This is a genomic window from Streptomyces sp. NPDC057877 (assembly GCF_042796855.1).
Classification (GTDB): Bacteria; Actinomycetota; Actinomycetes; order Streptomycetales; family Streptomycetaceae; genus Streptomyces.
Genome location: NZ_JBHVMS010000021.1, coordinates 1 through 22,609, shown reverse-complemented (window position 1 = coordinate 22,609; position 22,609 = coordinate 1). Strand labels below are relative to the sequence as shown.

The following is a 22,609-nucleotide window of genomic DNA, read 5'->3' as shown; positions in this document are numbered from 1 at the left end:
CCCACATGACTTTGCCCACCCTTTACAACGCACCCCTGCGGTGACTCGTCTCTCCCCTCGATCCGTCCCACAGCCCGCCGCGCCCACCAGGCGGCCGGACCGACGAAGGAGAACGACCGATGCGCCGAACCGCGCTGACCGCCCTGGCCCTTGGCTGCACCGCCGTCCTGGCAAGCGCGATGCCCGCGTCCGCCGACGGCGCGAGCCCCACCCCGGCCCCCGCCAGCCCCACCGCGGTCCCCACCCGCGCCCCCGCCGCCACCGCCAGCCCCGTCCCCTCCGCCGAACCGACCCGGCCGCAGGTGTCCGTCGTACCCAGCGGAGCACCCGACACCGGCGTGACACCGACCGCGTCCGGCTCACCCGGCAACGGCGCGCTGATCGGGTCCGGCGCCGCCGCTGCCGTCGTCCTGTCCGGCGGCACGGCCCTCCTCCTGCGCCGCCGCCGGGCGACCGGGGCATGACCGCGCCCTCCCGGCGCGCCTGCACCACCGCGGCCCTGGCCGCCCTGCTCACCGCCTGCGGCGGCCCCCCGGCCGAGCGGCACACCCGAGCGGGCACCGCACGGCCCGCCACGAAGCCGCCGCGCACCCCGGCGGCTTCGGCCCCGGTCCGCCTCCAGATCCCGGCGATCGGCGTCGACACCCCCGTCATACGGCTGGGACTCGCCCCGGACAACACCGTGCAGGTGCCCCCGGTCACGGCACACGACCGGGCGGGCTGGTACGAGCACTCCCCGACGCCGGGACGGACGGGCCCGTCGGTGATCCTCGGCCATGTCACGGTCGGCCCCTACGGGGACGGGGTCTTCCGGCACCTGTCCCGGCTGCGCCGCGGCGCCCGCGTCGTGGCACGCCTGGCCAGCGGCGAAGCGGTGGTGTTCACCGTCACCTCGGTCCGCACCACCGCGAAGGCCGCCTTCCCCGCCGAGGAGGTGTACGGGAACGTCGACAGGCCGGAGCTGCGGCTCATCACCTGCGGCGGCCCCCGCACCAGCGACGGATACCCGGACAACGTGATCGTCTTCGCGGCGTCACACCCCACCACCCCCGGCACCTGAACCACCCGCCAGGCCCGGCACCCCGGGGGCCCGCTGCTGGTCACCAGCACCATCACGACCATGGAGAACGTTGAAACGGTCCCGCGACAAGGCAGCGTCCGAGCTGTTCGCCGCCCTCTACCCGCGCCTGGCCGGCTGGTGCCGCCGCCTGGTCGACGACGACGAGACGGCCCACGAGATCGCCTCCGAGGCGTTCACCCGGCTGTGGGCCCGCTGGAGCACCGTCTCGGAACCGCGGGGCTTCCTCTACGTCACCGCGGCCAACCTCGTGCGGGACCACTGGCGCAAGCTGGAGCGGGAACGCCGCGCCCTGCACCGGGCCACCACGGAAGCCTCCCTGAGCCCGCCGCCCGAACAGGCCGACCCCTCGGTACGGCTGCTCGTGCAGAGCCTGCCGGAACGGCTGCGCGTGCCGATCCTGCTGCACTACTACGCTGACATGCCGATCCGGGAGGTGGCCGCCCTGACCGGACGCAGGGAAGGAACCGTCAAGGCCGACCTGCACGCGGCCCGCGAGCTGCTCCGTGCCCACCTGAGGAGAAGCCTTGATCACTCACTCTGACGAGGACCCGGACTTCGCGCCCGACGATCCCCTCGCGGTCATCCTGCGGCCCCCCGCCCAGTACCTGGGCCCCCCGCCCGGCCGCTACACGGCGATCCGCCGCCGGGCGGCCCACCGCAGACTGCTGCGCGCGGCCGTGGTCACCGCCGTGACGTGCGCCGCCGCCACCCTCATCGCCCTGCCCCTGCGCCCGGCGGCCACCGGCACCCCCGACCACCCGCCCGCCCCCCTCGCCCCGCCACCCACCAGCACCGCACCCACCCTGCCCACCCCCACCCCCACCCTCGCACCCCGTACCGGCCGCCCCACCAGCCCGCCCGCCTCCGGCCCCGCCGCGTCACCGTCGCCGTCGCCGACCGAGCCCTCGGCGACAACACGGAACCCGGCCGGTGCCGGGCGCACGAGCAACACCTGACCCGTCCCGGCCGACGCAAGGGCCCCCTCGTCTCCCGCGCCGCCGCGCGCGTGCCGGTGCACACGTGATCACGTTCAGGCTCTGATCATCCGCTGTTCACTGACCCTTCCCAACACCCTCATAACCTGGCGCACTTGTCGCCAGCCGCGCGCTGCGGCCGAACCGGGGGAGGAACCAGTGGGGTTGCGCGAGGCACGCCGACGCGGGGCAGGGGTCGGCTCATTGCTCGCTGCCGCTGTGCTGATGACGGGCTGCTCGTCCGGCACCGGCACCCCGCCCGGCACCGCGGCGGTGACCGAGTCGGCCGCTTCCCCTTCCCCTTCCGTGGCTCGCGCGCTCAGCCAGGCCGAGTTGGAGGCCGCCAGACTGACCGAGGCCGAAGCACCGGAGTACAACGTCCTTCTCCTGGACGAGACGCTGGCGGAGGCGGAGGACCAGGCGAACGTCTTCGCCCTGCCGTTCGCGTGCGGGAACGTGCTGGAGGTGCTGGCCCGGGGCTACGCGGACCGGGCCGAGGGCTACACCCGCGCGAACCTCATCCTGCCGGAGGAGTTCGCGACCGAGGTGTACCTGACGATGACCAGCTACCCCCCGGGGCGGGCCGAGCAAGTGTTCACCATGGTGAGGAACTCGCTGCCGCACTGCGAGTCCATGGAGTTCGAGTCGGGGTACGGCGAGCGGGTGCCGGCCGAACTCACCGCCGCGAAGCCGGTCGCGGCAGGCGACGAAGCGATCAGCGTGCACATGTCCTACTCCTCCCGCCGCGGCACGGAAAGCCACGCCTCGTACGTCCTGGTACGCACCGGTGAGGTCATCGCCCTCTTCAAAGGCGACAGCCACTTCGGCAGTTCCTTGCCGCGGCGGCACAAGGAGAGGCTCATGCCGGTAGTGGCGAAGGACCTCATCGCCCGCCAGGTGGCCAAGGTGCAACGGGCCCAGGGACGGTCCCACTCCCTGTGACCCGCCAGGGCAGTCGACGGCGGACCAGGCGGAGCACCGTGTGGGGTGAACGACCGGCACACCCCGTGGCCGGGCCGGGCTACGGTCCCGTCGTCCGCCAGAAGAACACGTCTTTCCTGGCGCACGGAACTCCACCACACACACGGGGACCACACATGCAGAAAACGTACAGACGGCTCACGCTGCTCCTGTCCGCGGCGCTGGCAGCCGCCGTCACCCTGCTCACCATCACACCGGCGAGCGCGGCGCCGAGCCGGTCGAACGGATCCGGCAACCGGGTCATCTTCGTCCACGGGTTCGCCCCGACCGGCAAGCACGACTGCGCCGACTACTTCCGCTCCGCCCGTACCCACTTCGCGAACAAGGGATGGAGCGGCAACCTCCTCACCTTCGGCTACTACTCGGGCAACACGAACTGCTCGTACAAGTACAACGGCAGCCGTGACACGTCCCTCAAGACCGTGGCCAAGGCGTTCGCGAACTACGCCTACAACAACTACTCGAGGCGGAACATCAAGCTCGACGTCGTCGCCCACTCCATGGGCGGTCTCGTCGTGCGAGCCGCGCTCTACCACACCGCCCGGGGCACCTCGGGCTTCCCGCCGTACGTCTACATCGAGGACGTCGCCACCCTGGGCACCCCGCACGGCGGAACCACCTGGGGCAGTACGTGCAGCGGGCTCTGGCAGCAGTGCGCGGACATGAAGCCGAGCAGCGCCTTCCTCGACAGCCTCCCGAGCACCATGCCGAACTCCCGCATGGGCACCGACTGGACCACCGTCTCCTCCTTCGACGACGGCATCGTCTCCGAGTCCTCCGGCATCGCGGGCACCGCGGAGCACGAAGTCCAGTACGACGACGGAATCAGCCACAACGAACTCAGGACCATCCGCTCCGGGACGTACAAGAGCAGGATCAAGCACTCCACCTGGTCCAGCTGGGTCAACCGCGTCTCCCCGGTGGAACAGGCACGCCTGGCGATGATCTTCCACTCCGCGACCTGACCTCCCTTTCCCCCATGCCACGGGCAGGCGCGGCCACCTTTCGGGGGTGGCCGCGCCTGCCCGCTTGCCTCTACCGGCCGTGGGGCACTTCGGGGCGGGTGACGGGGGCGACGGTGAGCAGGTCGTCGAGACCCTTGAAGCCGTCCGGGTTGGTGGTGAAGAGGGGGAGGCCCTCGGCGATGGCGATGGAAGCGATCATCAAGTCCGCGATGCGGCGGCGCGGCTGGCGGCCCGCCCCGATGACGGCGGCGCGGACGCGGCCGTAAATGCGGGCGGCTTCCGTCCCGAAGGGGATGGGGTCGAACTCGTTCTCGGCACGCTGGAGGATGTCGGTGCGGCGGGCACGTTCGGCGTGCTCGTCGTAGTCGTCCTGTTCGGCGTTGCCGCGCACATGGTGGGGGCCCGCGGAGAGTTCGGCCAGGGTGATGGCGGTGATGGCCATCTCGGCGGGGAGTTCCCCGGGGTTGATCCACTTGCGCAGGATCATGATGTCGGTGTCGAGGAGTCCCTGGTGCTCAACGGGCATAGGGGTCGTCCGTCTCCTGCTCGGCGGCGGCGTCCTGGTCGGCACGGAAGGCGTCCAGGGAGATGTCGGGAGCGGCGCGGGACATGGCGGCGAACTCGCCGCGCGGGACGAAGCGGCGCCGACGGCGTGCCAGGATGTCGATGCCGCGGTCGTCGATGTCGTCGGCCAGGCCGGGGTGGGCGGGTCGGCGGCCGCGGCGATGGCGAAGTCGGCGTTGCGGGCGAGGTGGTGGGCGATGCCGTTGAAGCCGTCGATCCACATCGTGCACACCGGGCAGGGGCCGGTCTGCCGCTTGCCGTACATGAAGTGGTAGACGATCAGCGGGCGGCCGGTGGCCCTGGGACGGCCCCCCGGTCACCCCCTGGGATCTCCCTGGCCGGGGCCCCGTGTGCTCGCCGCGCCGTCGCCGTCCCGGGCCGGTCCTTCGAGTCTCGGGCGGCTCCACGGCCGCCGACAGCTGAGCGCGGCGGGGGACCGGTGGCCGCTTACCGGGGCTTGGTCGCGATCTGGATCAGGCGGCGGGTGGGGTCGGCCAGGGCTTCGTAGAGGTCGTCGGCCACCACCCCGGCATAGGCAAGTGCTCACTTGCCTATCAGGCCGAGGCGCACGGGCAGGCTCCGCGGGCCGCGGATCATCATTCCCGACCGCCAGGTGATCGCCGCCGGATGGATGTCCAGGGCCAGCCCGGGGCAGCGGCCGAGGAGGGTGCCCAGGGCGATGCGCGCTTCGAGGCGGGCCAGCGGCGCGCCCAGGCAGTAGTGGATGCCGTGGCCGAAGGCGACATGGCCGCGGGCGTCGCGGGAGATGTCGAAGCGGCCGGGCGCGGCGAAGCGCGCGGGGTCGCGGTTGGCGTCGGCCAGTGCGACGAGGACGAGTTCGCCGCCCCCGGGGATGACCGTGCCGCCGATGGTCACCGGCTCGGTGGTGAACCGGTAGGTGGGGGTTTCCACGGGGCCGTCGTAGCGCAGTATCTCCTCCACCGCGCCGTCGATGAGCGAGGGGTCGGCGCGCAGCGCGGCCAGCTGGTCGGGGTGGGTGAGCAGGGCGAGGACGCCGTTGGAGATGAGGTTGACGGTGGTCTCGTGGCCCGCGACCAGCAGCAGCCAGGCCATCCCGATGAGTTCCTCCGCCGACAGCCGGTCGCCGTCGTCGTGCGCGGGGTGCATCAGCGCGCTCAGGAGGTCGTCGCCGGGGTGCTGCCGTTTGCCGTGCACCAGGTCCGTCAGGTAGCGCGCCATCGAGGCCGCCGCGGCCTTGCGGACGGCCGGGTCGGTGGCGTCCAGCGCCTCGTTGGACCAGGTCCTGAAGGAGGCGCGGTCCAGGTCGGGGACGCCGAGGAGTTCGCAGATCACCGAGATCGGCAGCGGGAAGGACAGCGCCTCGACGAGGTCGGCGCGCCCGTCGGGGGCGGCGAGCATCCGGTCCAGCAGCGCGTCGGCGGTCTTCTGGATGCGGGGGGCGAGTTCCTCCACGCGGCGCGCGGTGAACTCACGGGCGACCAGCTTGCGCAGCCGGGTGTGGTCCGGCGGGTCGGCCCTGAGCATGTGCGGGCCAGAGGAGACCGTACCCAGCGGAAGGGCGGGCGAGGCCTTGCCCCAGTCCTTGGACAGCCGGGGATCCGCCAGAGCGGCCCGACCGGCCTCGTACCCCACGACGAGCCAGGCCTGCGCGCCCCCTTCCGGCATCCGGATCCGGTGCACCGGACCCTGGGCCCGTAACCGGGCGTAGACGGAGTACGGGTCGCGGGTGAAGGACTCACCGAGCGCGGCCAGATCGACGACGGCCATGCGGTACCACCTTAACTGGACTGATTCTGCGGGCCTGTGGGCATGGTGCTCCGTTGCCGTGCCGGTCGCCAGGCGGCATCACCGCACCCCCGCGTGCGGTCAGTCGGCGGGCAGGCCGAACCAGCGCAGCAGCACCGGCCGCGCGCCCGCGGGGGCCTCCTCGGGCCCGCGGGCATAGCGCGCGAGCAGGGCCAGATAGTCGTCGTGGAACGCGTCCAGCTCACCCTTCGTCAGGTGGGTGAGGCTGCGCGAACCCCGCATCCACCCCTCGGACTGCGCCTGCCCGGCGGTGAACTGCCGGGCGAGTTCGACGTCCTCCTCCATCCGCATCCGGTCCAGCTCGGCCGACAGGGCACGCTCGGCCTCCGTCAGCTCGCCCTGCGGCGGTCGGCGGATGTCCAGCCCGCGCACCCCGCGCCACCAGCGCTCCCGCCCGGTGGAGCGCTCGGGGATGTCCTCGATGAGGCCGCTGCGCTCCAGCATGCGCAGGTGGTAGCTGAGCGTCCCGGTGTTCTCGCCGAGGGCGGCGGCCAGCGTGGTCGAGGTGGCCGGGCCCGCCGCGCCGAGATGGCGCAGGATGCGCAGGCGCAGGGGGTGCGAGAGGGCCTTGAGCACCTCGGGACTGTCGACGGTGCGCCGCTCCGCGGCTTCGCCTCTGCGCTCTTTCGCCATGACGGCAGTCTACCCAGAAGGCAGCGTTTTCTCTGCAGAGCTTCCTCTGCAGAGAATTCTCTGTAATGCTGAGTGCATGACCCCGAACCGCCCGGCCCCCAACCGCCCGGCCCCGAACCGCACCCTCCGCCGCCTCACCACCGCCACCGCAGGCGCCCTGCTCGCCCTGGGCATCACACCCGCACAGGCAACGGAAGGAGCCGCACCCCTGCCCGCCTTCGACTTCACCGCCTGCCCGACCGCCGCCGAACTGCCCGCCGGTGCCGACCCCGGAACCTGGCGCTGCGAGGTCATGCACGCCACCGGCCACCTGCGCATGGGCACCATCGACGAGCCGCTCACCGAGCCCATGACGATCACCTTCGCGGAAGGCCGCGTGGACGGCGTATTCCGCCAGGTCTTCGCGGAGATGACCGCCGCGCCCCTCCGCGTGGCGGACACCCCCCTGACCCTCACCCCGCAGTACGGCGGCCACGCGGACTTCCTGTCCGACGACACCCGGCGCGGCGAGTTCGCCATCAAGTTCGCCCTGGGCACGACCCGCGGGCCGCGTACCCTGCCGCCGGACTGCTCGGTGGGCACCGACCAGGACGCGATCCACCTCGTCCTCAAGGACACCGACCCCACCCGGGTGATATCCAGCGACCCCCTGATCGCCGCCTTCGGCGCCCAGGACACCACCTTCACCGCCCCGGCCACCACCGGCTGCGGCCCCCTGCGCCGCGCCCTCGACCGGGCCCTGGGCCTGCCGTCCCCGGCGGGAAGGAACGCCTTCGACATGGACGTCACCGTGGCCATCCGCGACTACGCGTAGCCCGCCTTCGGTGGGCGACGGCCCCGGCCGCGTCCCGCCCTGCCCCCGCCGGGCCGGGGCCCACGGCCGCGCACCACTGGCCAAGTTCCCCGCGCGGCTGACACGTTCCGGCGCTCACGACGGCCCTACGGTCCATGGCGTCAGCCGCGCTGGTGACCCCACTGATCTCGACGAGTCCGTCCTGGCGAGCTGATCGTCGTACCCAGGGCGGGCGGCTCGCCGCTCCCGCCCCGCACTGCCGCTGCGGGGACCTGTGCTGGCTCCTGCCGCCCGGCGGAAGCGGCCCCCTGGACTCACCGGCAGTCCTGGACCTCGTACTGCGCCAAGCCGTACGCGAACTGGCCCGCGCCCACCGGGGCCCGCACGCCCCCTCGCCCCCCGCCGCCGGAACACGGACACCCCCGCACCCCCGCCGCGCCGCGCGCCCCGGCTCCCCGCGCCCGTGACGGCGGACCGCGACGGCGCCCCGGGGGTCCGGGCGGCGGCGCCCCCGTGCGGGTGACCCGCATCCCACCTGGATACCCCCCGGGGCATAAACCGGAGCCTGCTACGGTTGGACCCAGGCATACCCCCCCGGGTATTTACGAAGGTAAGTGATACAGGAGTCCCCCGCATGGTTCCCGAGATCGACCAGCAGCGGTTCGCCGAGGCCCACGCCACAGGCGCCCTCGTCGTCGACGTCCGGGGCAGCGGCGAGTACCGCACCGGCCACGTCCCCGGCGCCCGGTCGGCGCCGCTGCCCAACCTCCCCCTGACCCTCGCCGCACTGCCCAAGGACCGCCCGCTCTACGTGATCTGCCAGAGCGGCGGGCGCAGCGCACAGGCGACCTCGCTGCTGCGCGGCCTGGGCTACGACGCCCACAGCGTCAGCGGCGGCACCGCCGCCTGGATCGACGCGGGCCGCCCCGCCGTCACCGGCGAGGCACCCGGCACCCCCACCGCCCCCGCCACCCCCGAGGACACGCGATGATCACCGTTCTGCCCGTGGAGACCCCCGGCCTGGGGGACCGCACCTACCTCGCCCACGACGGCTCCGTGGCCGTGGTGGTCGACCCCCAGCGCGACTACGACCGCGTCACCGCGCTGGCCGAGGCCGCCGGAGTGCGGATCACCCACGTGTTCGAGACGCACATCCACAACGACTACGTCACCGGCGGCCTCGCCCTGGCCCGCGAGACGGGCGCCCAGTACCTGGTCAACGCCGACGACGAGGTCTCCTACGAGCGCACCCCGATCCGCGACGGCCAGGTCATCGAGGTCGGCGACACCCTGCGGGTGCGGGTGATCCACACCCCCGGCCACACCCACACCCACCTGTCCTACGCCCTCGAGGCCGACGGCGAGCAGATCGCGGTGTTCACCGGCGGCTCCCTGCTGTACGGCACCACCGGACGCCCCGACCTGCTGGGACCGGACCACACCGACACCCTGGTACGGGCCCAGTGGCACTCGGCGCACCGGCTGGCCAGGGAACTGCCCGACGACACCGCCGTCTACCCCACCCACGGCTTCGGCTCGTTCTGCTCCGCCACCCAGGCCACCGGCCTGTCCAGCACCATCGGCGAGGAGAAGCGCACCAACACCGCGCTCACCGCCGACGAGGAGGCCTACGTCGAGCAGCTCCTCGCGGGCCTGGACGCCTTCCCGGCCTACTACGCCCACATGGGCCCCGCCAACTCGGCCGGGCCCGGCAAGGCGGACCTGTCCGCGCCGTCCGTGGCGGACCCGGCCGAGCTACGGCGCCGGATCGAGGCCGGTGAATGGGTGGTCGACCTGCGCGAGCGCACCGCCTTCGCCGCCGGGCACCTGGCGGGCAGCCTCAACTTCGGCCTGGACGGCCAGTTCGTCACCTACCTGGGCTGGCTGATCCCGTGGGGCACGCCGCTCACCCTGCTCGGCGAGAGCGCCGCGGACGTGGCCGAGGCCCAGCGCGAGCTGGTCCGCATCGGCATCGACCGCCCGGCCGCCATGGCCACCGGCACACCCGGGGACTGGGCTGGCGGCGAGCCGCTGGCCTCCTACCCACGCGCCACGTTCGCCGACCTGAAGGCCGCCCCCGGCGACGACGGCCTCGTCGTCCTGGACGTGCGCCGCGACCAGGAGCGCGCCGAGGCGCACATCCCCGGCTCACTGCACATCCCCATCCACCAGATACCGGGCCGCCTCGACGAGATCCCCGCGGGCCGCATCTGGGTGCACTGCGCGGGCGGCTACCGCGCCGGGATCGCCGCCGCACTGCTGCACGCCCGCGGCCGTGACGTCGTCGCCGTCGACGACAGCTTCGACAACGCCCACGAGGCGGGCCTGTGCACCCTTCCCCCCGGCATCCCCGCACCCCGCGACCACCGACAGGAGAGCAACGCGTGACCACCCCCACCACCCCCCGCGGCCTGAGCATCGACGAACTGCGCGCCCGGCTCGACTCGGCCAGCCCGCCGCGGCTGCTCGACGTCCGTTCCCCCGCCGAGTTCGAAGGAGCGCACATACCCGGCTCCTACAACGTCCCGCTGGACACCCTGCGCGAGCACCGCGAGGAACTGACCCGGCACCTGGACACCGACGTGGTGCTGGTGTGCCGCTCCGGCCAGCGCGCCGGACAGGCCGAACGCGCCCTCGCCGAGGCCGGGCTGCCCGGCCTCGCGGTCCTGTCGGGCGGCATGTCCGCCTGGGAGAAGTCCGGCGCCCCCACCAACTACGGCCAGGAACGCTGGGACATGGAACGCCAGGTCCGCCTGGCCGCCGGAACCCTGGTCCTGGTGGGCGCCCTCGGCAGCTTCTTCCTTCCCGGCCTGCAGGCGCTGTCCGCGTTCGTCGGCGGCGGACTGGCCTTCGCGGCCCTGAGCAACACCTGTGCCATGGGCGTGCTGCTGTCGCGGATGCCGTGGAACCGCACCCGGTCCTTCGACCCGCGCAAGGCCGTCGCCCAGCTCGCCGACGGCAGGTGAGGACCATGACGCTGACGCTCGTCCTGGTCCTCGCGCTGCTGGTCGGCGTATCCCTCGGCCTGCTCGGGGGAGGCGGGTCGATCCTGACCGTGCCGCTGCTGGTCTACGTCGCGGGCATGGACGCCAAGGAGGCCATCGCCACCTCCCTGTTCGTCGTCGGCGTCACCTCCGCCGTCGGCATGGTCAACCACGCCCGTAGCGGACGGGTCCGCTGGCGCACCGGCGTGCTGTTCGGGGCCGCGGGCATGGTCGGCGCCTACACCGGCGGACTCATCGGCGGGCACATCCCCGACGTCGTCCTGCTGGTCGCCTTCGCGGTCATGATGATCGTCACCGCCGCGGCCATGCTCCGGGGCCGCCGGGGCACCGACCCGGGCCGGGCCCACTCCCAGCTCCCGGTGGGACGCGTCCTGCTGGACGGCGCGGCCGTCGGCCTGGCCACCGGCCTGGTCGGCGCGGGCGGCGGCTTCCTCGTCGTCCCGGCGCTCGCCCTGCTGGGCGGCCTGCCCATGCCGGTGGCCGTGGGCACCTCACTGCTGGTCATCGCGATGAAGTCCGCCGCCGGTTTCGCGGGCTACCTCTCCGCCGTCCACATCAACTGGTCCCTGACCCTGGCCGTCACCGGCTTCGCGGTCGTCGGCAGCCTCGCCGGGGCCCGGCTCGCCGGACGCGTCCCCGCGCACGTCCTGTCCCGCCTGTTCGCCTGGTTCGTCCTGGTCATGGGCACCTTCGTCCTCATCCAGCAGGCCCCCGCCTCCCTCGCTGTCCCGGTCCTCGCGGCCATCGCCTCACTGGGCGCCGGAGCGGGCGTCTGCTACGGCTTCGTCGCCCGCTGCCCGCTGCGACGCGCCGTACGCGGAGCCTAGACGCGCCGCGGGCAGGCCCGGGACGAGAGCAGGCCCACGCCCCCCGTGCGCAGAACCGAGGGTCTCGTCGGCGCGTTCACCGTGAACGAACCGGCGAGACCCTCGCGGCAGTACCGCCCGGTGAGGACCGATGCCTCCCCCCGTTCCCCCCCGAGCCCCGGCGACCGCCGCCCGCACGGGCCGCTGGATGCCGCGTCGCTGCCCCCAAGACCAGACAGCTCCCCGCCTCGCCTCCGCCCGGCCGCCACGCCCCCTCACCCGTGCGGGCAGGCAGCCCACGGCCCGCGCCCGCGGCAGCGCGACGCGGCCCGCGCCCGCGGCAGCACGACCCGGAGCGCGCCCGCGGCAGCGCGATCCGCCCCGCGCCCGCGGCAGCACGACCCGGAGCGTGGCCCGTCCGCCCATGCGCGGCGGGAAGACCCGTACGTCGTCGCACTGCGGGCCGGTGCCGCGGCACACCCAAGCCCACGCGCGCGGTATGCCGCCCGGCACCCCACCGCCCCAAGCGCGCGGCCGGGAACGGTCCGCCCCGCACCCCGGTTCACCGAACCACCGGCGGCCAGAACCCCCTCCGCGGCCGGGACCAGGCGACCGAGCCCGGCGGAATGCGCCGCCCCACCCCCGCGTTAACACCCCCGGGGGTATAAATCGCCGCCACTGCAGCGCAACGGAAGGAACCGCCCCATGAGCACCGTCGCCCTCACCGCCGCCGACTTCGAGGAGACCCTCACCGGCAACGACATCGTCCTCGTCGACTTCTGGGCCGCCTGGTGCGGACCGTGCCGGACGTTCGCCCCCGTCTACGAGAAGGCCTCCCAGACCCACTCCGACATCGTCTTCGGCAAGGTCGACACCGAGGCCGAACAGGCCCTCGCCGCCGCCGCCGACATCACCTCGATCCCCACCCTGATGGCCTTCCGCGAAGGCATCCTGGTCTTCTCCCAGCCCGGAGCCCTGCCGCCCCAGGCCCTGGACCAGGTGATCACCGCCGTCCGCGAACTCGACATGGACGAGGTGCGCGCCTCCCTCACCGCCCAGAGTCCCGGCAAGTGACCGCGGCCGGTCCCCGGCCGCCCTGCGAGAGGAACATCCCATGGTCCAGCTCCCCGCCGACCAGGTGCGGTCGGCCGCCAACCGGCTCAAGCGCGCCCAGGGCCAACTCGCTGGCGTCGTACGCATGCTGGAAGAAGGACGCGACTGCGAGGACGTCATCACCCAGCTCGCCGCGGTCAACCGCGCACTGGACCGCGCTGGCTTCGCCATCGTCGCCAGCGGCCTCAAGCAGTGCCTGACCGAAGGCGGCGCGGACAGCCTCGACACCCAGAAGATGGAGAAACTCTTCCTCTCCCTGTCCTGAAGACAGCGTCCGCTCCGCGACCGTCCGGCCCGGCTTCAGGACCCGCGCCGCCCGAAACTGACGTAGGCGTAGGCGAACCCCTCATCCTCCCGTGGCGCCCGCGTCCAGGACCGGGTGGTGAAGGTGTGCAGCCTGCCCTCGGTCAGCGCGAAGCGGGGCAGCGAGAGCCCGAGTTCAAAGTGCAGGGCCCGCAGCACACGCCGCTCGCGCTCCAGCTCGCCGTCCCCCGTACCGTCCACGGGACGGAACAGCCGCAGGGGGTCCAGGGCCTTGGGCATCGCGCCGGAGCGCTCGATCCGCTCCCCGCGCACGGTGAACGCGTACAGCTCCTGGCCCCGCTCGGCCACCGACAGGTGGAACGCGGCCGGATGCTCCGGCGAGGACGAGCGAGTCGGCTCACGCCACACCACCACGGCACGGCCGGACGCGGAGGCGGCCGCGGCGGGGGAGCGGAACAGCGTGCTCAGGCGGGGGTGGCTGTGGCCGTCGAAAGCGAAGGCCCACCCCTCGGCGGTGCGGCCAGCAGCGACCACGGCCCGGTCCTCCCACAGCTCCACGCCCTCACGCTCATGGGGCGGGAGCGCCTGCCGGGACGCCTGGGACGGGTCCACGGGCGCGCTCAGTGCGGCGCCTTCCTCGCCGATCAGGGCGGGCAGGCGGGCGGGATCGGTCCCTTCGACCCAGACACAGCGGTATCCGTCCAGCCGCCGCCGGTTCACCGCGGGCTCCGTCAGCCAGGCGAGGCCCGGCGGGTCGAGATCGGGTACCGGCTCGCGAGCGGGCCCCCGCTGCCCGGCCCGCGGTGTGGCGAGGATGTCCCGCCCGCGGTCAGGGGTGATCAGCGGGCCCAGGACCGGATCGGCGAGCAGGCCGACCGGGGCGATCAGCGAGGGCCCGGGCGCCTCCCACCGCGGCAGGGCCTCCCGCAGCACCCGCCACGCGGCGTCGCCCGCCCCCCAGCGGGCCGCCTCGCGGGCCTCGGCGACGGCCCGGCCCCAGGCACCGGGCGGCGCGTACCGGTGGCTGCCGTCCCGCATCGCGCGCAGCACGGACTCGGCGCTGTCCCGGGCAACCCCGCGGGCGGCCATCATCCCCAGCCAGTGCTCGTCCCCGCCCAGCCGCCATGCGCCGCGGGCCGGTGCCATGGCCTGCACGGGCAGGATCTCCGGCAGACAGCGCGGGTCGGCCACCAGGCCGCCGTAGTCCGGGGAACTGTGCGGAGCCAGCAGATGCCGCACCTGGTTCAGCAGGACGGCGCTGCCCGGCCGCCCGAAGGACCACGCCTCCTCCAGCAGCACCAGCGCCTCCTCGTACCGGCCGCGCAGGGCCAGCACACGGGCCCGGTCCACCGCGGCGTCCTGGGCGCGGGTGGTCGCGTTGACGAAGTCGTCCCGCTCCACCCGGTCGCAGTGGAATCCGCGGTACATCGCCTCCATGTACGCACGGAACGACGGGTAGCGGTCCGGCAGTTCACCGCCCCAGCCCTTGTAGACGTACAGCGCCCACTCGCCGTCCTGACCGGTGTCGCCCGGGTCGAGCAGGGCGTAGGACATGTCGGAGTCCGTCTCCAGCCGCAGCGCCCGCTGCCACATCCCGGCCAGCAGGACCTCCTGCTCGCGCGGACTGTCCCCCAGGTTCTGCTCGTACAGCGGGGTCATGCCGAACGGATCCCGGAACCAGTCGATGTCCGCGGCGCCACCGAGCTGGTACACCCCGGCCGTCTGGTCCACGTGCCACCCGTCGCTCACGGCGAGGAACGCCCGGTACGAGGGCGGCAGCCGCCGCCCCAGCCGCTCCTCGGCCGCGACGATCACCGCCTCGTCCGCCCCGGGCCTGCCCGGCCCGACGACAGCCCGCCCGCTCTCCCCGTCCTCGGCCTCATCGCCGCCCTCGTCCTCGTCCTCGTCCGCGCGGGGAACCCATTCCTCTTGCCACCGTCCGAGGAACTCCTGCCAGTTGAAAGACTCGCCACCCATGCCCGGATGGTGTCATCCGGCACTGACACCGGTGGTCCGGCGGCACCCTCCGGCAAGGGGCCCTGACGGCCCGGCACCGGCCCGCGCCGCCCACACCCGCCCGTACGGCATCCACGAGACGTGCGGGACACGCGGGGCTCACCGAGTTCCTCCCATGGCGGGGCTGGTGCTGATCGTCGCACGGCCCGCCGTCATGCTGCTGCCGGTGCGCCCGCACACCGGCGAGCGGGCGTTCTTGGCGCTGGCCGGGCTGAAGGGAGCCGTGCCGATCCTGCTGGGCAGCTTCCCTGGCCACCGGCCACCGGCCACCGGCCACCGGCCACCGGCCACCGGCCACCGGCCACCGGCCACCGGCCACCGGCCACCGGCCACCGGCCACCGGCCACGCCGCGCACGGGCGCTCCACGTACGCGAGCGTCTTCATGGCGGTCGCGGCCTTCGTCGTCGTCCAGGGAACGCTGATCCCGCGGCTGGCCCGGCGCTGCGCCGTCCCAGGAGGCGAGATCCCCGGCCCTGGCCTCGCCAGCCCTTACGGCAACAACCCAGGAAGACGTCACGCGAATGACTCTTCACACCACGGGCAGACGAGGAAAGGCACCGCGAGGGAGGTGCCGCCGTCCGTGCGGGCCCGGCGAGGGCGTCTCCTGCCGCACCGGGCGGCCGAGTTCTGTCAGAGGTGATGCGGTGATGGGTGCGCTGCTGTTCGACAGTGACGATCTGGACGTCACGGAGGACTTCCTCAGCCGAGCCTACGCGCGGATGCGGATCGGCAGCAGCACCCCCGAGGCCAGCAGGGTCCGCATCCGCCGCGACGTCATGGCGTCCGTCAGCGTCGACGAGATCGACCTCGACTTCGACATGAGCTACGCCGTGACACCGCTGGGCAGGATCTGCCTGTGCATGGTCCACGAGGGAACCATCCAGGACCACGTCTTCCACGGCGTCCAGGACGCCTTCGGCCCCGGCGACATGGTGATGTTCGCCCCGCCCGAACTGTCCTACGCCGGCCGCGTCCACGCCGCCCGCTACAACATCACCATGCTGGATCCCGGCCTGCTGGACCAGGTGGCCGCCACCGACGCCGGGCCGCAGTCCGAACCGGTACGGCTGACCGGGCACCGCCCGCACTCCCCGGCCGCCGCCCGCCACCTGAAGCACACCATCATCCACCTGCGCGACCATGTGCTCAGCGACCCGGCCGTCTACGAACAGCCCCTGGTCGCCTCGGCCAGCAGCCAGCTCCTGGCCGCCAGCGTCCTGGCCGCCTTCCCCCACACCGCCGCCACCGACCCCCGCGCCAAGGACCGCACCGACGCCCACCCGGTCACCGTGCGACGCGCCGTCACCTACATCGACGACCACGCCGACCAGCCCCTCACCGTCGCCGACATCGCCGCCGCGGCCCATGTCACCGTCCGCGCCCTGCAGTACGCCTTCCGCCGCCACCTGCAGACCACCCCCCTGGCCTACCTGCGCCGCGCCCGCCTCGCCCACGCCCACCGCGAGCTGCAGGCCGCCGACCCGCTCGGCGGCGTCACCGTCGCCGACATCGCCGCCCGCTGGGGCTTCGCCCACACCGGCCGCTTCGCCGCGCTCTACCGCGACGCCTACGGCACCACTCCCTCCCGTACCCTGCGCGGCTGAACCGCACCGCCACCCGCAGGGAACGGCACGGCCCCGGGCCGCGCAAACCGGGTGCCGCGCACCCATGGCACACGGCACCCGGCAGAGCGGCCCGCCTATCTCTCCCGGTCCTGGCACGCGGAACCCGGCACACCGCCATCCCCCCGGTCCGCGGACGGCTTCCGGCGCTCCAGCGCGGCATCCAGACACCGGCGGATCCCGGGCGGCAGCCACTCGCAGGACGGCCACTGCACGAGATGCTCAGCCACCTCGCGCAGCTTGGTGTTCGTGTGCTGGGAGATCTCCCTGAGAATGTCCCAGCCGCTGTCGGGACGCACACCGCCGTAGGCGACCACGACACCGATCGCCTGGTCGATGACGGCGTGCGAGACGACGGCGCGCCGTAGCTGCTCGATCTCCTTCTCGAGGGCGGCGACCTCGCCGATCCGGTTGCTCTGTTCTGGCATACACATGGTCTTCGCAGTTGAGAGGCCGTATCCCATCACCACACACTGCCCCGGCCGGACAGCCGCAGTGCCCCGGAAAACGAAAACCTTGCCCCGCCCCGATCCGGAAAACGAAAGCGGCACCACCCCGCCCACGGCCCGTACGCAACCCGCACGGGCTCCGCGAAGAAGCGGTACGGGCTCCGCGAAGAAGCGGTACGGACGCCGCGAAGAAGCGGTACGGACGCCGCGAAGAAGCGGTACGGACGCCGCGGGGAGCACACCGGGAAACCACCACAGGACACCACCACAGGACACCACCTGCCCGACGTGCCCGGCCCCTGCGGTGTCCGGCCCCCACCGGCCGGGTACGGCTCTCGTACCGGCCCACGGACGCGAGCGGGGGCACTCCATGGACACCGTGGACACCGTCGTCGGCGTGATCGCAGGTCTGCTCGGTGTCGTCACCGGGGCCGTGCTGGCCCGCCGGGCGGCCGACCACCAGCGGCGCGTCATCAGCACGTTCGACCTGCACCGGGAACTGCACGGCCCCGAGATGATGCGCGCCCGGCATGCCGCGGGAGAGATGATCGAACAGCACCCCGACCTCGACTACCACGAACTGCGGGCGCTGCTCGGACCATCGGGGGTGGCCGATCTCCACCACGTGGTCTACTTCTTCCAGCGACTGTGGATCGCCGTCGAATGCGGAGCCGTCCGTGAGGAACACGTGCCGCGTCTCTTCGGCGACACCTTCTCGTGGTGGTACAAGAGGACCTTCCGGTCCATGCTCGTTCCCACCCCGACGGAGATGGCCCGCGACATCGAAGCCCTCTGGCACTGGCTGGAGACCCATTCCACCGAGGAACAGCGCCGACGCTGGCGCGGCGACAACCTCCAGGCCTGGAAGCGACCGGACGGCCAGGGTCCCTGACGAGACGGCCGCGCGAGCGCGGCGCCGTTAAGAGAGGCCGTCGCCTCGAGTTCACCGCTGCTCGCTGAGGGGGGAAGGCCCAGGTCGCCCGTCACCCGCTGCACGCGGAGGCGGCCATGACGCTCGACCGGTCGGCGCTGGGAGCCGCACCGCGCCTCAGGGGCTTTCGGACCGTCGGCGCAACTGCGCGGGTGCGCCAGCTGACTGGGCGCCTTCGTCGCCGAGCGTCAGGACGTCGTCGTCGGTCAGCCGAACCACGTACAGGCGCCCCTTCTCACAGGTCAGCGTGGTGTTCGCTCGGTCCGTCGGCTGGCTGGTCACCGCCTCGAAGACCGCTGTGCCGTCCCGTACCTGCCGCAGTTCGAGGGCTTCCGTGCAGCCCACTTCCCGCCCGGTGCCCTTCTCGGTGACGTTGCTGACCTGTTTACCGGCGATCTCTCCCGGGGCGGCGTGACGCAGGGTCAGGGTCACGCGGAAGGAATCGGTGGGTGGGTGGAGCTGGCCGTCGGCACGGGGGTTGCCCGGTCCTTGGCCGGTCCATTCGCCCGCCCACTTCCCGGCCAGGCCAGCGGCACTCGGGGTGACGGACGGGGAGCCAGCGGTGCCGGTGTCCTTGTCCGTCCCGTCATCCCCGCGGTCGGTCGCGGACAGCAGGAGAGCGACGGCCACGGCCGCGACCGTGACCGCCGCAATCAGCCAGGAGAAGCTCCGCGAGGAGCGGGCGCCGGACGCCAGCGTGCCCGGCCCGACGGGCTCAGGCGTGTGGGGACCGGTTCCGCCCGCGCCCAGGGCAGGCGGATACGCCGGGGCCGTGGGGCTGTGGTGGGCAGAAGCGGCCAGGCCGGTCCCGTCCGGTCCAACCAGGGGCAGGTGCCCGGCCGACCCCGGGAGAGCGGGGTGCGGGGCGTTCGACGCCGCCGGTGTCGGCGGGACGTCGGCACGGGGTGCCCCGCACAGGTCCGCCACCTGCGCCGCGCGAGCCGCCAGTTCGTCACTGAGTTCCGGCGGCAGGGCCTTCTCCCAGGCGCCGGGCATCGTCGTGTCCCGCAGGAGCGTGCTCAGCTCGGCGGCCGTCGGGCGCTGTTCCGGCTGCTTGGCCAGGCAGCGCGCCACCGTGCTCAGCAGTTCCTCCGGTATCCCGTCGAGGCTGGGACGCTCATGGACGATGCGGTACAGGAGGGACGCCGCGGAGACCTCCTCCTCCGGATGCTGGAACGGGCTGCGCCCGAGCGCCGCGTAGGCCAGCACCGTGCCCAGCGAGAAGACATCCACCGCGGAGGTGATGGCTCCCCCGGCCGCCTGCTCGGGCGCGAGGTATCCGGGCGAACCGATGACGCCGCCGCTTCGGGTGTGCCGGGAGTCGTCCGCGGCACGCGCGATGCCGAAGTCGATGAGCATCGGATGCTCGCGCGCCAGCAGCACGTTCGACGGCTTGATGTCCCGGTGCGTGAGACCGCAGGCGTGCACCGCGCCCACGGCACCGGCGAGTTCGGCGGCCAGCACCTGCAGGGTTTCGGGCCGCAGCGGCCCGCGGGCGGCGACCCAGTCGGCCAGTGAGGGGGCGGCGACGTACTCCGTGGCCAGCCAGTGCGGGCTCTGGCCGGGCTGGCTGAAGTCCACCACCGACACGGCCCACGGCGAGCGGACGCGGTCGCTGTTGCGGATCTCACGGGCGAAGCGCGGCTCGAAGTCCGCTACGGCCGTCAGGTCGGGCCGGATCATCTTCAACGCCAGCGGCCTCCCCGCCGGGGTCCGTGACAGATACACCTGGCCCATGCCGCCCGCGCCCAGCCGGGCCAGCAGCGGGTAGCCGCCGACCGAAGCGGGATCCGTGGGTCTCAGCGCTTCCACCTGTTCCTGCCCTCCCCCTCGCCTGCCGCACCAGAGTAGGGGCATGTCCGCGGCTGTTGTCGTGGGGCCCGGCCCGTGGCGGGCAGTGCCACAAGGCCGCGGGCGGGCACTCGGCTGGAGCCAATGCCGTCGCCCGCGGCGACTGCGGCACGGCCATGACACTCGGGTGCGGCGAGTCGGCGGGCACGCGGCGGACGTGACCGTCGGCGGTGACGATCCCGGCTGCGCGAAGGTGGCCGCAGGCCAATCCCCGGGCCCTGGTGAACGCGGAGAGTCCGCAGCCACCGGGCGAGCGGCAGGCCTGCGTCGGCCGCGGCCAGGGCGACGCTGGTCGCCTCCGCCGCCCACGAGACGTGCCGTATCCCCTGAAACGTGTCCCCAGCAGGGCCGTCATACGACCCATCGGACACAGTCTGGTCCGCCCGGCACCCCCGTCCGGACGCCCGGCACCCCCGTCCGGACGAAGTGGTGCAGGAGGCTCCACGCGTGATCGACGGCCCAGACGAAGGTGCCACCGAACGAGGCCAGCTCGTCCATGACCGGAACCTCGACCACGGCGTCCGCCGCGGCGATGCCGTCTCCGACCAGCACGGACGACGTCTCAGCGTCCTCAAACAGATGGATGACTCCCAGACGACCGCGAAAGCCAAGAGCCAGCAGGGGAAACACCCCGTCCGGCGAACGGACTTCCAGGTACCCCTGGCCACGGGCGCGCAGTTCGCTGAAGTGGCCCGCCAGCTCCCTGACGTCCGAGCACCTCTCAACCGCGGTGAACCGCCCCGAATCCAGTGCCGTCGCTGCCCACGTCACCTGCATCCCGCACCCCTCCCACGCCCCGGCCGTCCCACGGGGACGGTAACCGCGTGGCGTGACTGCGACGCCCCGGAAAGCGCCCGAGGTCGGGTGCGGCGCCGGGTGGGTAGCACTCGTAACTGGCGCCTATACGGGGGGAGGCCCCGGTGACTTTCTCAGCGCTCCACAGCAGTTGCGTACCGCCCGAGCAGCGCTTCGACTGGTGGTGCGAACTGATCAGCCAGGACGTCGCACCCACCCGGATCACCAGCGAGCACACCGGTGACTTCTCCGCGGGCGTGGGGGCCATGGGACTGGGCGGCATCCAGGTGACCACGCTGTCGTTCCCCGCGATCAGATCCGAGCGGACTCCCGCCCTGATCAGGAGATCCGACCCCAAGGTGTACGAGCTGACGCTGAACATGGGCGGCGAGACGTGGATCGCACAGGGCCGCGAGGAGACCGTGATGAACACCGGCGACCTGGGACTGTGGCACACCTCGCGGCCCTTCGACGCGCGCGGCCTGCGCGCGGGCAGCGACGGCACCTCCCGCGCCATCATGGTGCACCTGCCCAGAACCGAACTGCCCTTCGCCGACTCCCGGATGGACCACCTGCTGGCGAGCTCCCTCCCCACGCACCGGGGCCCGGCCGCGATCTTCGCCCGGTTCCTGCGGCATGTGGTCGAGGAGGCACCCGGCATGACCGACCGGCAGCGGGAGCGGCTCGGCCCGGCGGTGTGGGAACTGGCCGTGGCCTGCCTCGCCGACCGCCTCCACGCCCACGACCGCCTTCCGCCCGAGGCCCGCACCCGCATGCTGCTGGCCCGCATCGACGCGTTCATCGACGATCATCTCGCCGACCCCGCCCTGACCCCCCGGGCCATCGCCGCCCGCCACCACATCTCCGTACGCACCCTCCACACCCTCTTCCGGACACGGGAGCGCACCGTCGCCGCCACGGTCCACCACCGCCGCCTGGAACACTGCCGCGCGGATCTGGAAGACCCCGCACTGCGGGACACCGCGGTCTACGCGATCGCCGCCCGATGGGGCTTTCACAGCGCGCCCGCCTTCAGCCGCGCCTTCACCGCCGCCTACGGCACACCACCGGGGGAGTGGCGACGAGCCGCCCTGGACACTGCGCCCGCGCCCATCGGCAAGGAATTGCGCACCCGTGGCCAAGCCTGGGCCCGGCACCGTGACCGAGACTCTGAACCCGACGGACATACGACGGATTCGTGCGCCTCGCGGACGCGACCAGCCGGAGAGTGGCACGGACCTCGAGTGAAGGGCCAGGTGTGATGCGGAGATCCAGGAGTTCATGGTCAGCCCTCACCGGTGCCATGGTGGCCGCGCTCTTACCCCTGTCCTCGGCGAGCGCGGCGGCCGCCAGTCCCGGCGGACCGGCGGACGTACCCGGCTACCGGACGATCAAGCTCAGCGAGCTGGGTACGTACCTGAAGAACGCCGCCTCACCGGGAACACGGGCCAGCGCCAACCAAGTGCTCAACGTCCGCTTCAGGAACACCTGGAGCGGGATGTGTGTCGACGCCAAACCGAACAGTCAGGACGTCTACCTGTGGCAGTGCCACGCGGACTCCGCGTACTGGCCCCAGCAGTGGTGGCGCTGGGACGTGTGGGGAACGGACACCGCGCTCACCTCCCACCTGGACGGCAAGGTCCTCGACGCCGACACCTCCACACCGGGCAACGGTGGCAACGTCATCCGCTACCCGTGGTACGGCGGCAGCAACCAGCGCTGGTTCAGCCCGGCGGAGTACGACTGGGCCAGCCGCTTCAACGGCAAGTGCATGGAACAGAACCCGGCCGACACCGGACAGCAGTGGCAGCGCCTGCAGATGTGGGACTGCGCCACGGCCGGACCGTGGTCCGACTGGGTCCTGAACGTCTACTGGAGCTAAAGGCAATGCCGTTGCGTTTAGGGGTCGGCGGGTTGGGGTCGTTGGATGCGGACTGCTTGAGTGCCGGTGTGGGTGGGCTGGGGCCAGGTGTGGTG

The 22,609-nt window shown here is 72.9% G+C and carries 26 protein-coding genes and 1 pseudogene; 18 read left to right on the top strand and 9 right to left on the bottom strand.

Features of this window, described 5'->3' with window-relative positions; genetic code table 11:
- Window positions 1-119: 119 nt before the first annotated feature.
- The 6 genes from ACFVQG_RS38365 to ACFVQG_RS38340 all read left to right on the top strand — a co-directional run bounded on the left by ACFVQG_RS38365 (window position 120) and on the right by ACFVQG_RS38340 (window position 4,001).
- Complete coding sequence (locus tag ACFVQG_RS38365; RefSeq protein ID WP_383393274.1) at window positions 120-464, top strand: sortase-dependent protein; 345 nt, start codon at window positions 120-122, stop codon at window positions 462-464.
- On the top strand, window positions 461-1,060 hold the full coding sequence (locus ACFVQG_RS38360) for a class F sortase (RefSeq protein WP_383393272.1): 600 nt from the start codon (window positions 461-463) through the stop codon (window positions 1,058-1,060). The genes ACFVQG_RS38365 and ACFVQG_RS38360 overlap by 4 nt, the downstream gene beginning before the upstream one ends.
- 70 nt (window positions 1,061-1,130) lie before the next feature.
- Window positions 1,131-1,622, top strand: coding sequence for an RNA polymerase sigma factor (locus ACFVQG_RS38355; protein WP_383393269.1), 492 nt, complete (start codon window positions 1,131-1,133; stop codon window positions 1,620-1,622).
- Entirely contained in the window at window positions 1,606-2,037 is a 432-nt protein-coding gene (locus ACFVQG_RS38350; protein ID WP_383393266.1) for a hypothetical protein, read from the top strand. Before ACFVQG_RS38355 ends, ACFVQG_RS38350 begins: the two co-directional genes overlap by 17 nt.
- 222 nt (window positions 2,038-2,259) lie before the next feature.
- A complete protein-coding gene (locus ACFVQG_RS38345) occupies window positions 2,260-2,997 on the top strand; it encodes a hypothetical protein (protein WP_383393264.1) in 738 nt (245 codons plus the stop codon).
- Between the two features lie 155 nt (window positions 2,998-3,152).
- Window positions 3,153-4,001, top strand: coding sequence for an esterase/lipase family protein (locus ACFVQG_RS38340; RefSeq protein WP_383393261.1), 849 nt, complete (start codon window positions 3,153-3,155; stop codon window positions 3,999-4,001).
- Window positions 4,002-4,071: 70 nt separating this feature from the next.
- Here ACFVQG_RS38340 and ACFVQG_RS38335 read toward each other — a convergent pair whose 3' ends face one another.
- The 5 genes and pseudogenes from ACFVQG_RS38335 to ACFVQG_RS38315 all read right to left on the bottom strand — a co-directional run bounded on the left by ACFVQG_RS38335 (window position 4,072) and on the right by ACFVQG_RS38315 (window position 6,986).
- Complete coding sequence (locus ACFVQG_RS38335) at window positions 4,072-4,527, bottom strand: type II toxin-antitoxin system VapC family toxin (protein WP_383393291.1); 456 nt, start codon at window positions 4,525-4,527, stop codon at window positions 4,072-4,074.
- The gene (locus ACFVQG_RS38330) at window positions 4,517-4,786 is read right to left on the bottom strand and encodes a hypothetical protein (RefSeq protein ID WP_383393288.1); all 270 of its coding nucleotides are present in this window, start codon (window positions 4,784-4,786) and stop codon (window positions 4,517-4,519) included. The genes ACFVQG_RS38335 and ACFVQG_RS38330 overlap by 11 nt, the downstream gene beginning before the upstream one ends.
- Window positions 4,774-4,830 (bottom strand): annotated as a pseudogene (locus tag ACFVQG_RS38325) (hypothetical protein); the annotation flags it as partial. The pseudogene ACFVQG_RS38325 and the gene ACFVQG_RS38330, both read right to left, overlap by 13 nt.
- A gap of 278 nt (window positions 4,831-5,108) precedes the next feature.
- Window positions 5,109-6,314, bottom strand: a complete 1,206-nt coding sequence (locus tag ACFVQG_RS38320) for a cytochrome P450 (protein ID WP_383393258.1) — start codon at window positions 6,312-6,314, stop codon at window positions 5,109-5,111.
- A 99-nt stretch (window positions 6,315-6,413) separates the two neighbouring features.
- Window positions 6,414-6,986, bottom strand: a complete 573-nt coding sequence (locus ACFVQG_RS38315) for an ArsR/SmtB family transcription factor (RefSeq protein ID WP_383393256.1) — start codon at window positions 6,984-6,986, stop codon at window positions 6,414-6,416.
- A 76-nt stretch (window positions 6,987-7,062) separates the two neighbouring features.
- On the opposite strand from ACFVQG_RS38315, the gene ACFVQG_RS38310 reads away from it, so the two are divergent.
- From ACFVQG_RS38310 to ACFVQG_RS38275, 8 genes are all read left to right on the top strand, one after another.
- On the top strand, window positions 7,063-7,800 hold the full coding sequence (locus ACFVQG_RS38310) for a hypothetical protein (RefSeq protein WP_383393253.1): 738 nt from the start codon (window positions 7,063-7,065) through the stop codon (window positions 7,798-7,800).
- Between the two features lie 134 nt (window positions 7,801-7,934).
- Complete coding sequence (locus ACFVQG_RS38305) at window positions 7,935-8,246, top strand: hypothetical protein (protein ID WP_383393250.1); 312 nt, start codon at window positions 7,935-7,937, stop codon at window positions 8,244-8,246.
- A 167-nt stretch (window positions 8,247-8,413) separates the two neighbouring features.
- The gene (locus ACFVQG_RS38300) at window positions 8,414-8,770 is read left to right on the top strand and encodes a rhodanese-like domain-containing protein (protein WP_383393247.1); all 357 of its coding nucleotides are present in this window, start codon (window positions 8,414-8,416) and stop codon (window positions 8,768-8,770) included.
- A complete protein-coding gene (locus ACFVQG_RS38295) occupies window positions 8,767-10,167 on the top strand; it encodes a rhodanese-like domain-containing protein (protein WP_383393244.1) in 1,401 nt (466 codons plus the stop codon). The genes ACFVQG_RS38300 and ACFVQG_RS38295 overlap by 4 nt, the downstream gene beginning before the upstream one ends.
- Window positions 10,164-10,745 carry a rhodanese-like domain-containing protein gene (locus ACFVQG_RS38290; protein WP_383393242.1) on the top strand — a complete coding sequence of 194 codons (582 nt, stop codon included), beginning with the start codon at window positions 10,164-10,166 and terminating at the stop codon, window positions 10,743-10,745. Before ACFVQG_RS38295 ends, ACFVQG_RS38290 begins: the two co-directional genes overlap by 4 nt.
- 5 nt (window positions 10,746-10,750) lie before the next feature.
- Window positions 10,751-11,611: a sulfite exporter TauE/SafE family protein gene (locus ACFVQG_RS38285; protein WP_383393239.1), complete on the top strand. Its 861-nt coding sequence runs from the start codon at window positions 10,751-10,753 to the stop codon at window positions 11,609-11,611.
- Window positions 11,612-12,295: 684 nt separating this feature from the next.
- Window positions 12,296-12,664: a thioredoxin gene (gene trxA, locus ACFVQG_RS38280; RefSeq protein ID WP_383393236.1), complete on the top strand. Its 369-nt coding sequence runs from the start codon at window positions 12,296-12,298 to the stop codon at window positions 12,662-12,664.
- 40 nt (window positions 12,665-12,704) lie between these two features.
- On the top strand, window positions 12,705-12,968 hold the full coding sequence (locus ACFVQG_RS38275) for a metal-sensitive transcriptional regulator (protein WP_383393233.1): 264 nt from the start codon (window positions 12,705-12,707) through the stop codon (window positions 12,966-12,968).
- A gap of 35 nt (window positions 12,969-13,003) precedes the next feature.
- Here the strand turns inward: ACFVQG_RS38275 and ACFVQG_RS38270 are convergent, their stop codons facing one another.
- Window positions 13,004-14,944 carry an SMI1/KNR4 family protein gene (locus tag ACFVQG_RS38270; RefSeq protein ID WP_383393230.1) on the bottom strand — a complete coding sequence of 647 codons (1,941 nt, stop codon included), beginning with the start codon at window positions 14,942-14,944 and terminating at the stop codon, window positions 13,004-13,006.
- A gap of 687 nt (window positions 14,945-15,631) precedes the next feature.
- Here ACFVQG_RS38270 and ACFVQG_RS38265 point away from each other — a divergent pair.
- A complete protein-coding gene (locus ACFVQG_RS38265) occupies window positions 15,632-16,588 on the top strand; it encodes a helix-turn-helix transcriptional regulator (RefSeq protein WP_383393227.1) in 957 nt (318 codons plus the stop codon).
- A 95-nt stretch (window positions 16,589-16,683) separates the two neighbouring features.
- Here the strand turns inward: ACFVQG_RS38265 and ACFVQG_RS38260 are convergent, their stop codons facing one another.
- The gene (locus ACFVQG_RS38260; RefSeq protein ID WP_383393223.1) at window positions 16,684-17,034 is read right to left on the bottom strand and encodes an ANTAR domain-containing protein; all 351 of its coding nucleotides are present in this window, start codon (window positions 17,032-17,034) and stop codon (window positions 16,684-16,686) included.
- A 391-nt stretch (window positions 17,035-17,425) separates the two neighbouring features.
- Here ACFVQG_RS38260 and ACFVQG_RS38255 point away from each other — a divergent pair, with 391 nt between their 5' ends.
- Window positions 17,426-17,947, top strand: a complete 522-nt coding sequence (locus ACFVQG_RS38255) for a hypothetical protein (RefSeq protein WP_383393220.1) — start codon at window positions 17,426-17,428, stop codon at window positions 17,945-17,947.
- A gap of 156 nt (window positions 17,948-18,103) precedes the next feature.
- Here the strand turns inward: ACFVQG_RS38255 and ACFVQG_RS38250 are convergent, their stop codons facing one another.
- Window positions 18,104-19,798 (bottom strand): serine/threonine-protein kinase, encoded by a 1,695-nt coding sequence (locus ACFVQG_RS38250; protein WP_383393217.1) that lies wholly within the window; start codon window positions 19,796-19,798, stop codon window positions 18,104-18,106.
- Between the two features lie 390 nt (window positions 19,799-20,188).
- On the bottom strand, window positions 20,189-20,614 hold the full coding sequence (locus ACFVQG_RS38245; RefSeq protein ID WP_383393215.1) for a hypothetical protein: 426 nt from the start codon (window positions 20,612-20,614) through the stop codon (window positions 20,189-20,191).
- 143 nt (window positions 20,615-20,757) lie between these two features.
- On the opposite strand from ACFVQG_RS38245, the gene ACFVQG_RS38240 reads away from it, so the two are divergent.
- Both ACFVQG_RS38240 and ACFVQG_RS38235 read left to right on the top strand, forming a co-directional pair.
- On the top strand, window positions 20,758-21,894 hold the full coding sequence (locus tag ACFVQG_RS38240; protein ID WP_383393212.1) for a helix-turn-helix domain-containing protein: 1,137 nt from the start codon (window positions 20,758-20,760) through the stop codon (window positions 21,892-21,894).
- Window positions 21,895-21,935: 41 nt separating this feature from the next.
- Window positions 21,936-22,514 carry an RICIN domain-containing protein gene (locus tag ACFVQG_RS38235; protein WP_383393210.1) on the top strand — a complete coding sequence of 193 codons (579 nt, stop codon included), beginning with the start codon at window positions 21,936-21,938 and terminating at the stop codon, window positions 22,512-22,514.
- Window positions 22,515-22,609: the final 95 nt, after the last annotated feature.